This is a genomic window from Flavobacterium sp. Root186 (assembly GCF_001428525.1).
In the GTDB taxonomy this organism is placed as follows: domain Bacteria; phylum Bacteroidota; class Bacteroidia; order Flavobacteriales; family Flavobacteriaceae; genus Flavobacterium.
In genome coordinates, this window is record NZ_LMHW01000001.1 from 53909 (window position 1) to 66117 (window position 12209).

The following is a 12209-nucleotide window of genomic DNA, read 5'->3' on the forward strand; positions in this document are numbered from 1 at the left end:
AAAGAAACAAAAATTGGAACTTTCGAACAAATTGAATGTTTTAAAAATTTGGGAATGAAAATTAAGGAGACAAAATTTTTGTAAAAATTGTTTAAGTCTCCTTAAATTAATTTGAAATATTCTTATTCTCTTGTTTCTCAATTCATTTACCTATGGTAAATATAATTCCTTAATATCATCTTTAATTGAATCATAACCTAGTTTTCTATAGCTTTCGAATTGAGCTTCATCAAAAAATTGATCTCCTGTTGACTGTTGAGGAAAATCTTCGTTGGTCATGGCATATTGCCTTACATCTACTGATGTCTTATCTGTTAAAACTGCTTTTATATAAATAAGCGTTCCTTCCTGCTTAGCTGCGCCTGGGTAAAATATAGTTCCTTTAATAATATGCTCTTTTTTACTAACGATTTTATCAAGATCAATTTCAATTTCAACCCCAAAATCAATACGGCATCTTCTTATGGCATTTGCAAGACCTTCGCATGCATTTTCCTGATCTTGTTCAGCATCTCCAATTAAAACATATTGGCAGCGTCTCCTAACAAGTTCATACAATCCCATATTATCAAAGTGACCACCATCTGAAAGACATACATAATTCATATCAATATCTGATTTGCCAATAAGATCTCGCATTAAGTATAAAAGTCCAAATGGAGGATCGGGTCTTTTCCATTCATTCAATCTTGGGTTCCCAATCCACCAGCCAAGGCGCAAATTAAATAATGTAAGCAAAAATGCAATCGTTGCTGAAGAATGATAACCCCAATTCGGATTAATTGCTGCACCGGATATAGCCATCGCAGTTCCTAAAGTAGGTCCGCCTTTTTCATTAGAAAATTGAGCTGTAGGTCGGTATCCGTATTCATACACATGGTCAATATTATAGGTTGAAGATCGTGTGGGACTAAAATCGTATCCGCAGTACAATGGCGAAAAAACAAAAGATTCTCCCATACGGTCTTGTCTGTCTAAAGCAATAACAACGGTAGCATTAAGCGTAGAATTAATAAGAGGAAATGGTCCAAAATAACCATTATCTACGCGCATCGAGGATAATAAAATATCATCATTAGTATCAAAACCTGTAAATACATTAGCTGTTTTTATTCTTTCTTCTCTACTTCGTGTTGCACCAAGAAATGCACGGATTAATCTGTTTCTATAAAAATGATGAAGTGAAAACTCATTTACACCAATACGCCAGCTGAGCAACAAGGTTATTGCTAATAAAATTAAAGTAATAAATACATTTCTCCAGACATCTCTTGGATTCCAAACAAAATTATATTCACCTATTTTTTCCATGATCCATGAGCCTATCAATAATAGTCCAATCATAAAAATAAAAGGCACTACTTTTATTAATGTAGCAGTATAGCTTTTTGGTGCATTTTGGGTCTCATCTCTGGATTCAAATGCCTTTTTTAAAGCCCAGCCAATAACTCCTGCCCAGCTGCCACCAGCTAAAGCAAGAGACCAAGGTACTAGCTGATCTTTACATTTTCCCCATAATACATCCCATAAATGAGGCATAATCAAAGAAGCAAAACTTACAATAATCCAAAACAGCATAAAGCGATGAATATATCCTCCCATACGCCCCCACCATTCTCTTCGATAATCCGGAAACAGATTACCCATAAGCGCCATTCTTAGAATTACTGCTATAGAAAAAATTTCCAGTATCATGGGAATACCAATCACTAAAAACATTTTATCACCATGATCCTCCAGTTCAATTAGATCTGCTAAGCCGCTAATTTTATCTACATTTTCCCAAAAAAACAATAAAAGAAATACCAATGCAGCCGAGGCAACAAGAGTAGATCCTACTATTGCAAACAGAACTTGCCCAGAAAGGTTTCTATCAAAATGGACTTTTGTAGCAACATTTTTCATTCCCATTTGCATTAAGTCCAATCTTTTATGATAATTACCACGTAACGCTACCAAAAAAAAGGCAAGAAAAGCGGAAGAGAAAATCCCCATGAAAAGCGGAAACTTCACTTCATCATAAAAAGATAACTTACATGATACAAAATATGTACTAATAATCAAGGCACTGATTCCGCCCCAAAACACAATTAGCTGCGGGATTAAGTTAGATTGGTTGAATTTCCATGTAAGGCGCAGTATTAATATTTTAACTTCTTTAACCCATTTTTTGCCTGACTCTTTTTTCTCAATATTATAAAAAGAACGCATTGCCGTTGCAGCCATAAAACCTCCAATTATAAACATAACAAAACTGTAGCAGAAAATATTAAAGGGGCTTTGTTTATACATACTGTCTTTTATGAAAACCCATGCAGAATATATGTTTGAAATAAAAGATAAAACTGTCAAAAGAGTCAGCAGTAATACTATTTGATTGATTAATGTATTGCGAAGCCATGTCATTCCTGATGACCATGCATCTGGTGACATAATACCAACATTGGGAGATAAATAATTACTAAACATTCTAAGCCATCTAACAGGACGAACTTCATCTGCTAAAGGATCTCCCGATTTTCCGGGGCAAAGGCGATCACTTATTTTACTAACAGATCCTGCTCTGTGTATCCATGAATTGAGCCAGGAACCAATGTATCCCCCACCTGAAACGGTAGAAATATAATCAAATCGGTGAAGTACATTTAGACTCGCTAATTTCTGTATTATGCCCAAGTTAAAAGTTGCAGATCTAATGCCTCCGCCTGACAAAGCAATTCCTATCAGTTTCATATCCTTGGCTTTTGCCAGCGGATCAAAAACTTTTTCCTTTTCTTCCTTTAATTTTTTTTCTTCTTTTTCTTTTTTCTCTTTCCGTCTTTTTTCTTTTTCTTCCGAAGACAATAATGGTGATATTTTTTGAGTATCCTCTTCTTTAGAAGTAATCCTAAATTCTCTGTTTCTAGATTTTCTAGCTGCGGAAATCTCAATTAATTCTTCTCGAAACAGAGTTTCAAAAGGAAGAGAAAATTCCTTATCTTTTAGTTGTTCTAGTAATTTTTGATCATTTTTAAGATATGATTCAGCATCTAATCTTTTAGTTTCCCAAAAATCCTTATATTTTTTTCTATCCCAAAATTCAAGAAGATCATATTTATTAGTTTCTACCTTTTTTTCTACCTTTTTTTCAATATTCTTTTGAGCGGGTTTTTCATAGAATTGGTATAATCGAATAGTATAATCTAATTCACTTTTTCCTGTAATGGCTAAAATTATCTGCAAGGGCATATATTGCAATATCTCAACCAGTTCAAGTCTTTTCTCTGGATTAGTATATAAAAAATTTCTAATTGCCTGCCTCCAAAAAAATGGAGGTCTAAATAAAATTAGCTCTTCTGTTTCTTCTACCGAAAGAGATGTGCCTGATGTTTTCTCATCATCTGGAACAATATCTGATAACCAATGAAAAAGCGAAATCGTCCTGTAAAAATATTTTTTAATAAGACTACTGGTATCGGCCTTTGTAGGGCTGTGCCAGACTAGATCTATAATTTTCTCTTTTTGACTAATTGTTAAGTCATTACTATATACGTCATCTACACCAAGAGATTTCCAATCATTTTTATCCAACAAATTAGCAGGAAAGTCATAATTAGATTTACTTTTTAAAATATCTTGAAATAGTGTAATATAAGAGACCGCTTCTGCAGTAAGATCAGTAACTATATCCATGCTTGTTATTTTTTAGTTAGTTTATCAAATACCAATGATTACTTAAAAGGCAGATAATAATAAGATTATTGTAGGCAGATACTTATAGAATTGCTTTAGGTAAGATGTGAGGTAAATTTGGAGTTCTGGATAAGCTCAAATATATATTATCAGAAATATATTAATATTTTATCGGCTGCGATTAGCGTTACATATTTAATCTTAGAAACAAACCAAACTATAACATCTTCAAAATTAAACATTTAACACAATATTTAATCACGTATAACTACCTATTTTTCAAGAACATAAATAATTATATACTAAGAAGTAATTCAGTTCAAATCATAAGAATGTAGGCTTGGTAAAAAATAATTAAGTTTTATAAATTAGAATTATAAATTGCTTTGAAATTTCGACCTTCGTATCAAATTTATAATTGAACAGCAATGACCGAATCTCCTAATAAAATTCCGTTTTCTTATTATCTTAATTCTGATGTTATTTTCCTTGCCAAAGATCTTTTGGGAAAAGTACTTTGTACACAAATTGACGGCGAAATTACTACTGGAATAATTGTAGAAACAGAGGCTTATTTCGGCATACAAGATAAAGCTTCACACGCTTACGGAGGACGAAGAACAGATCGAACGGAAACTTTATACAGTCAGGGCGGCGTTTCCTATGTTTATTTATGCTACGGTATTCATCATCTTTTTAATATTGTAAGTTCTGTTGAAGGTGAACCTCATGCGGTTTTAATTCGGGCGATTGAACCTTTGACCGGAAAAGATATTATGGAAACGAGGCGGAATATACCGGCATCAAAAGGCGCGATATCTGCTGGCCCGGGTTCTGCAGCAAAGGCTTTGGGTATTGACCGTTCTTTTAATAAAAAAGACTTAGGCGGAGAAGAAATCTGGCTGGAAGATCACGGCATTCGATATACTGAAGATCAAATTGCAGCATCGCCGCGCGTGGGTGTTGCATATGCTCAGGAAGATGCACTTTTGCCGTGGCGGTTTTTTATTAAAGGAAATAAATATGTCAGCAAACCAAATAAGGTATAAACTGGTAATTTTTAGATATTTTAAAATTGCATAAATTTGCCGTAATTACTGAGGTGATTTATACCTCAACATCTATTCAATTTCTCCATCAAAAAATAAATGATAATACAAGATTTAATTGGTGATTTTTCTATTTCAGGAAGTAATCAGGAAGAGAGCAATCACATTACTTACAAAGGCACTTTAAGTTTATCCTTAGACGATAACAATAGAATTATTGCAAAATGGTTCATCAATAATGCACAAGTCCAAAAAGGTCATGGCTTCTTTAAAGATAACATTCTGGTAATTAATTTTAGCTATAAAGGCGATGACAACAAAACGTATAAAGGCGTTGCAGTTTACCGATGCATTACAAAAGACATACTGGATGGTTTTTGGTCAGAAAAACATGGAAATCCGCTGTTTTTAGGTACAGAGCATTGTTTGAGATTGGAAACTACAGAACGACTGAACTAAAATCAACGGTATATAATTTCATTGGCTTTGCTTTTCCCCGCAAAAGTATTTCGCCCTTTTGAATATAGGTTATCGAATTATCTTCTGAAAGTGCATTTTTCATGGTTTCAGAAATAACAAAGTCATGATTAAAATTGTTGCATTCACATTGAATTCTTGAAGTTGTATTTAAGAGATCTCCATGATAAACAATTTCTTTTTTTACTTTTCCAACCCAGGTTGTTACCGCAGTTCCTATATGCATTCCGGCTTTAAATTTTGGAACCAGATTGTATTTTCCTAAATAATATTCGCGTTTATTCTCTATACATTGTTTAAGAAGATAAAAACAATAAAGACAGCGTTTTTCTCTTAATCCGGCAGCAGATTTCCAGGTGAGGATAATTTCATCTCCCACGTATTGGTAAACTTCTGCACGCGAAGCCTGGATTGCATCCGTAAAATCATTGAATAAATCCTGCAATAAATTACTGTATAGAATATCTCCTAATTGTTCTGCGAGTGTGGTAGATGATTTTACATCGACAAACATAAAAATTCGTTCCTCCTGAATGGGTTGATGATATTGTCCTGTAAAATAATTATAGAAAAAACGGGCGCTTAGTAAACTGCTGATTTCTAAAAAGAGAATTAAAAATATAGACGCTCCAAGAGAAAACATATAATCTTCGAACAAACGTTCTTTAGCATATTTAACAAAAGCTTCCTGATAAGAAAGATGTCCTAACATTTCTGAAAACATCAGAACAAAGAATAGTAAAAACAACAATATGCTTATGCTATAAATAAGAGCTTTTAAAAGCATTGCTTCTAAAAAGGAATATCGGTTTAAATTGATAAGACGCTTCTCAAACGTTATAATAATAAAACCAATAAAAACACCTATAATTATACCGGGCAAAAGCTTTAAATAATCAAAGTTAGATCCTGCATCTGTAATTGAGGCATATAGTAAACCTAATATTCCGCCGGCAATAGCGGCTTTAAAAACAAGACTGTATTTTTTATAAAAAGGCAGCTTAGGCAAATCCATATTAAAGATACTTTCGTTCTTTATAAAAATAGATAAAATCTGAATATAAACTACCGCAGAAGTTTTTCTGATCAAAAACAAAGAGGCAGTCTCAAAAGTAGAGACAGCCTCTTTGTTGTTTTACATCTTTCCTTGTTCTGTAGGAACATTTCATTGGTAGAAAATTATATTGTTATAATGGATTACGTTCCGTAGGAACATTTGATTCTGGCATTGTTTTTTAACAATCTGATCTATCAAACGTTCCTACGGAACGCAAATGCGGCTGATCTTTATTTTTTTCTACCTACGAAACATTCCTATGGAATGATAAATAGGATATCAAAAAGTCACAAATTAAGTCACTAAAAACAACAAAATAATTATACTAAAAGAGCTGTCCCGACTTTAGAGACAGCCTCAAACTTTATTCTTATTTTTTAATTAACCAGCTTTCAACAGCTCTTGAAAAATCTGCCACATCAATTGGATGACGGCTGGTAATGATGTTTCCATCTGTTACCACAGGTTGTTCAAGAATAGTTCCGCCGGCATTTTTTAAATCTACCTGAATGTTCCAGTATCCTGTGAGCTTTCTTCCTTTTAAAATATCGGCAGAAGCCAATACAACCGGAGCGTGACAAATAGCGGCAATTAGTTTTCCTGACTTGTTAAAATCCTGAATAAATTTGATAACATCTTTATCATAACGAAGGTTATCCGGATTCCAAGCTCCTCCCGGAATAAATACCGCATCATAATCACTAACCTTTATTTGGTCTGCGGTACGGTCAAATTTTATCCATCCCACCGGCTGTAAGTATTGTATAGCCATAACATGCGTATTTGACATTTCAGGAAATACCAAACCATATCTTTCCGGAGCCGGATTAAATTTAGGCGACACTATTTCAACTTCTGCTCCTAATTCTTTAAAATACCATACTGGTCCCGTCAATTCAATTTCCTCGAAACCATCGGCAACGATTACGGCAATTTTTTTCCCTTTTAGGGCTGTTTTATTTTTTACAGGTGTAAAGAAGAAAGCTTTTAAAGCTTCGTTTCCTGGCGCATTTAATAATTTTGTCACCGGCATATTTACAACGGCTGACTGAGTAGACAATTGGTTTACAACTTCTAATTCATGACTGTAGTTTGTTTTCATTTCATTTGTTTTTACGGTTACTTGAGCTTCTGCATTTACTACAGCAAGAATGCTTGTTATACCTGCTGCAATGACTTTACTAATTGTTTTCATTTTTTTAGGTTTTAAATATTAATAATTTATGTTGAAATTTTTCTGTTTATGTTACTCCCGAATAAGCGGTGCAAATTCGATTAGATTATGAATTCCATCCTGAAACGGCTGTTTTTTTATACTTGTATTTAGGTAATCAATTACGGGTTGAATTGGTGGAAAATTAAGATGATACTGAAATGCATCGTTACTTCTGAATTTTTCGAAGGTTACAAATTGGGTCTTATCATTTTCCAGCTGCGATAATTGATAGGTTACTACTCCGGGTTCACTTCTAAATTGAGGCATTGCTGTATGGTAAACCTCCATGAAATTTTTCTCTGTACCGGCTTTTGCATCTACAAAAAGCATAATAGTTAACTGATTGTCTTCTTTTTTGCTTGTTCTTCTCCATTGCTGTTTAGTGAGAGGTTCTAAATCTTTTACATAGATTACTTTCTCAGGTTTTGCTAAAGCGGTTTTGGCAAGTTCTTTTACAGATTTTGAATTGTTTTTATCCAATGCTGTTTTACTGGTCCAGCGCTCAAATAACCAGATAACGGCTTTGTTATTCTGTTCAAAATAAGCTTCAGACATAATATTGCTTTCGCTTAAAAGAGATTTTTGAACATACTCGCTTATCGCTTTTTGAAATTTCTCCTGATATTGCTCTTTTACTTCGTAGCGCGTAATTTTAGCTCTTTCATTTTGTGCTGTTGCCAATGTGCTCTGCAATGAAAATAAAACTGTAAAAATCCCTAAGACTTTTTTAGAAACTGTGAGTTTTGCTTTTGTTATCATAACTTCTAAGTTTTTAAGATTATTTAGTTCCATTTTTAAAAATGAAAACGCCCAGATAATGAAATAATAAACCTACCATCCATGCACCAGTCTGCCAAAGCGGCCATAGATACGTTCTGTCTGTTAAAAACCATATTATCCAAATTGCAGGAATTGATAATACAAATACTAATAAGTGAATTCTGAAACCTTTTTTAGGGTCAATGTGAGCAATTGTATGCTCGTTTGCTAGATGTCTCATGATATTAAATTTTATTAATGGATTGTTTTATATAAGCTTTGTTCCTAATTGTTCTACTTTTTTAAGCCATTTGCTGCGTTGTTTATCTGTTGATTTTCTCATAAAACCAAAAGTGGAGAATCGAATAGGATCGAATCCTACGTAACCGAATACGATGTCTTTGAGTATTTGATATTGAGAAGCACGATAGATGAGATAGAACCACCATTTTGGAGTGTCCATCGTAATTAACAGCCTTAAGCTTTTTCCTTTTAAAAGTTTTTCGGGGAAGATTTTTCCTGAGTGATGTTTAAATGCAAAATCAGGCATAAAGATTCTGTCTATAAATCCTTTAGTAATGGCAGGCATAAAACCCCACCAATTTGGATAAGACAAGACAATGTGATCTGCCCAGGAAATGAGTTCCTGGGCCTGAATTAGATCTTTTTCAAGCGGTACTGTTTTTCCGGTTTTATATCCGTCAGCCAGATTTACATCAAAATCCAGTTGAGAGATATAAATGGTTTTACAAATTGCCCCTGTACGTTCTACTCCTTTTTTGTAAGCATTAAGCAGCGCACTGCAAAAAGAGTTTGGAGAAGGGTGACCAAGTATTAATAAGATATTCGTTTTCATTGCGCATCATTTTAATTTGACACTGCAAAGATTTTAAATAATGCGAAGGACTTCCTGACACAAATGTGTCAAAAACTATTGGTGCGCTAATTTTTGACGAATTCTGGTAAGTGTTTGTCTTTCAATACCCAGATAACTGCAAAGATGAGAAATGGAAATTCTGTTAAACAGCTCTGAGTGACACTTTATAAAATCAAGATAACGTTCCTCGGCGGTTTGAAATATAAAGCTTTCGATACGGGCCTGCTGACGTTTTAAAATTTCTTCGGCGACTAATCGTCCGTATCGTTCAAAGCTTGGTAAATGTTCATAAATCCACTGTATGTTTTCATACGAAAGACAAACCATTGTTACAGGTTCTAAACATTGAATTGAGTATTTACTGGGCTGCTGTGTTATAAAGGCGGGATAGTGCGTGGCATAATCACCCTCGGCATAAAAACCTACAGTAATTTCATTCCCTTCTTTATCTATAAAAGAGGAACGCACTAATCCGCTTGCTACAAAACCTATAGCTTTTTGCACTTTTCCGTATTGAAGAAAGAAGTCTTTTTTATTAAATTCTTCAATTGTAATTTTTAAAGCAAATTGAGAAAGTTCAGCATCAGTAACGTTAGGACAAATTTCCTTTACTGATTTTAGAAATATTTCTCTGACCGAATTCATCATCATTATTTACTTTGAAACCTCTAATTTAAAAAGAATGTTTTTTAAAATGTAAAAAATACACCATTATTTTTCTTTAAATAAAATTTTATAATGTGCTGTGTATTAATTTTTTATTAACTTTAACATCCTATCAAAATTTAGCCAGCTGAATATTGTAACTTCCTAAATTTAAAATTATGAAATGGCTCGTGACTTTAAAAACAACATTTAAGGACAAATTTTTTAAATCAAACCTTAAAAAAAGTTTTGTGGATTTAGAGAAAGGAAAACAACTTTATTCCACCAGCCACTTTCAGGAGGCTATTGTTCATTTAGATAATGTGGTGAATTATGAGTTTGATTCGACAGCTTATGAATTAAGAGCGAGCTGTTTTCAAAAACTGGAACATCATTATAAAGCCATTGAAGATTTTGATAAAGTAATTGAATTTAATCCGCTAGAGTTTTCTTATTACTACCATCGGGCGGTTTCTAAAAAAGCAGTTTTTGATTTTACGGGACAAATTGAAGATCTTCATAACTGCATTCATTATTATAAAAAAAATAAAAACATAGAAATTGGTTTATTAAAAACGTTTGAGGCTGATTTAATAAACGCAGGAAATCATATCGAAAAACTGAAACATAATATCAGCTCTTTTCATAATAATTCTTATTTAGAAATAAAGGCATTACTAACTGATTATCTTTATCAAATAAAGAAAATAAGGCTTAAAAGAAATAAAATCAGAACACCTTTTCGCCAGATCAAAAAAGAAGAATTATCTTCTGCAATAAATCCTGAAATATAGATTACAGCTTCTTTTCAGATCCTGTTTTTATTTTTCTTAAGTTTTTATGGATGATGCTGCGGGTTGATTTTTTCTTTAGTTCATAATCTCTGGTACATTTTTGTAATTCTGCCAATAAGATTTTAAAACAGTTGTACAAAACATCGAGTTCTTCCATGTTTTGGTAAATCTTAAGATCATCTTCTGATGTTGTTTGTACCGCAATAGTTTCATCTTTGTATTTTTCAAATATTTGCAGCAATTTACGATGCTCTATGTTATCAATTCCCTGCATAACAAACGATCAATATATTTATAATTTTCATGGTGTAATTTGCAAAAGCGGGTCAATATCTGTACTAATTACGCTGAGTGGCAAGGATTGTACAGCTTCTCTTTTTATTTTGTTTGTATTTCCTGATATACTATTTAAGGCTGCTTGCAATAAAGTTTCTGAGCGGTTTCCTAGAGCAAATACTTCTGGCTGCTGTAATTCATCTAAATAGATTTCAGGATTTATTCCTTTTGAATAATTTCCTTCCTGTCTGGCATTAAATAATTTATATATGGAAGGGTACAATATCCAGCCTCTTTTATCTGGATTGCGATCGTCTACAATTGGAAATCCTGCGACATCTTTGCCAAATGTTTTTTCACCAATGGTAACAACTTCCATATAGGGTTTTAGATTGTTTATAATAAGCTCTGATGCTGATGCTGTCCTTTTTCCGCATAAAATATAAACTTTATTAATGGAAGGATGTACATTGCGTAAGGCATCAAAACTTACTGAAGATTCATTGCTTTTTAAAGCTGTTATAAAAGACTGATCAACATTTCCTCCGTTTTGATTTCCTTCAAATTTTATATAAAGATCATCTGCTTTAATATTGGGTGCCAAAATTATACTTAATGCTGCCGCAGATGAGATATCTCCTCCTCCATTATATCTTAAGTCTAAAACCAATTCTGTTATCGATTTGCTTTTTAACTCCTGAAATAACTGCAAATACAATTGTGCTTGTCCAACATCAAAATGTGGAATGTTTGCATAACCAATTTTAGTATTTTTATCTTCGATTACCTGATAGGAAATGGGCTGTGAAAATGTAAATCCCTGCAAAATAGAAACTGTTTTTGGGCTAGAAAAACCCAATTGAGCAGAATACGAAACTACTTTTAAATCCAGCTGCGTTTCGGCAAGCATACTATTATATAGATTATCGTAGTTTTCAAATTTCAATTCTACTCCATCTACATGAGTTATAAGCTGTCCTCTTTGTAAACCATTATTTTTTGCCGGAGAATCTTCTAAAGCATATAATACTACACCATAATATTTTCCCTCAAAAGCTATAAAACTTACGTCAAACCCGAATTTACTTCTAAGGTTTTTGTGTGTAGTTTCGGGTTTTTCGGGATGTAACGCGTAGGAATAAATATCTTCAGACTGTAATAATGTTTTAAAATATTCTTTTGGATCTAATGCTAAATCTCCTTGATTTTTTATTGCATTATTCCATAAATAATATCTTTTCATTTGATTGTACATCCAATTGTTTACATATTCATTTGAGTTTTCTTCATACGTTATTGGCTCATCTGTGCTTTCACACGAAATAAGAAACAGGGCAAAAAATAAAAAACAAAACAGCTTAATAGGCAAATAATTTTTCATTGGATA

At 33.0% G+C, this 12209-nt stretch carries 12 protein-coding genes; 3 read left to right on the plus strand and 9 right to left on the minus strand.

Annotation, left to right across the window (positions count from 1 at the left end):
- Positions 1-150: 150 nt before the first annotated feature.
- Positions 151-3672, minus strand: coding sequence for a patatin-like phospholipase family protein (locus ASD98_RS00170; RefSeq protein WP_056198398.1), 3522 nt, complete (start codon positions 3670-3672; stop codon positions 151-153).
- A gap of 428 nt (positions 3673-4100) precedes the next feature.
- On the opposite strand from ASD98_RS00170, the gene ASD98_RS00175 reads away from it, so the two are divergent.
- Positions 4101-4721, plus strand: coding sequence for a DNA-3-methyladenine glycosylase (locus ASD98_RS00175; protein WP_056198400.1), 621 nt, complete (start codon positions 4101-4103; stop codon positions 4719-4721).
- 99 nt (positions 4722-4820) lie between these two features.
- Positions 4821-5180 carry a hypothetical protein gene (locus ASD98_RS00180; protein WP_056198403.1) on the plus strand — a complete coding sequence of 120 codons (360 nt, stop codon included), beginning with the start codon at positions 4821-4823 and terminating at the stop codon, positions 5178-5180.
- On the opposite strand, the gene ASD98_RS00185 is transcribed toward ASD98_RS00180, so the two are convergent.
- The 6 genes from ASD98_RS00185 to ASD98_RS00210 all read right to left on the minus strand — a co-directional run bounded on the left by ASD98_RS00185 (position 5161) and on the right by ASD98_RS00210 (position 9755).
- Entirely contained in the window at positions 5161-6213 is a 1053-nt protein-coding gene (locus tag ASD98_RS00185; RefSeq protein WP_128414757.1) for an adenylate/guanylate cyclase domain-containing protein, read from the minus strand. The genes ASD98_RS00180 and ASD98_RS00185 overlap by 20 nt on opposite strands.
- A 412-nt stretch (positions 6214-6625) precedes the next feature.
- Complete coding sequence (locus tag ASD98_RS00190) at positions 6626-7450, minus strand: DJ-1/PfpI/YhbO family deglycase/protease (RefSeq protein WP_056198409.1); 825 nt, start codon at positions 7448-7450, stop codon at positions 6626-6628.
- A 51-nt stretch (positions 7451-7501) separates the two neighbouring features.
- Positions 7502-8263, minus strand: coding sequence for a putative quinol monooxygenase (locus ASD98_RS00195; RefSeq protein ID WP_056198413.1), 762 nt, complete (start codon positions 8261-8263; stop codon positions 7502-7504).
- Positions 8250-8471, minus strand: coding sequence for a 2TM domain-containing protein (locus tag ASD98_RS00200; protein ID WP_056198416.1), 222 nt, complete (start codon positions 8469-8471; stop codon positions 8250-8252). The genes ASD98_RS00195 and ASD98_RS00200 overlap by 14 nt, the downstream gene beginning before the upstream one ends.
- A gap of 27 nt (positions 8472-8498) precedes the next feature.
- Positions 8499-9086 (minus strand): NAD(P)H-dependent oxidoreductase, encoded by a 588-nt coding sequence (locus ASD98_RS00205; protein ID WP_056198419.1) that lies wholly within the window; start codon positions 9084-9086, stop codon positions 8499-8501.
- 75 nt (positions 9087-9161) lie between these two features.
- Positions 9162-9755 (minus strand): Crp/Fnr family transcriptional regulator, encoded by a 594-nt coding sequence (locus tag ASD98_RS00210; protein ID WP_199866256.1) that lies wholly within the window; start codon positions 9753-9755, stop codon positions 9162-9164.
- A 248-nt stretch (positions 9756-10003) separates the two neighbouring features.
- Between ASD98_RS00210 and ASD98_RS00215 the strand changes: the two genes are divergently transcribed.
- Positions 10004-10546, plus strand: a complete 543-nt coding sequence (locus ASD98_RS00215) for a hypothetical protein (protein ID WP_128414758.1) — start codon at positions 10004-10006, stop codon at positions 10544-10546.
- 1 nt (position 10547) lies between these two features.
- On the opposite strand, the gene ASD98_RS00220 is transcribed toward ASD98_RS00215, so the two are convergent.
- Positions 10548-10820, minus strand: a complete 273-nt coding sequence (locus ASD98_RS00220) for a hypothetical protein (RefSeq protein WP_056198428.1) — start codon at positions 10818-10820, stop codon at positions 10548-10550.
- Positions 10821-10847: 27 nt separating this feature from the next.
- Complete coding sequence (locus ASD98_RS00225; protein WP_056198430.1) at positions 10848-12203, minus strand: S41 family peptidase; 1356 nt, start codon at positions 12201-12203, stop codon at positions 10848-10850.
- Between the last annotated feature and the right edge of the window lie 6 nt (positions 12204-12209).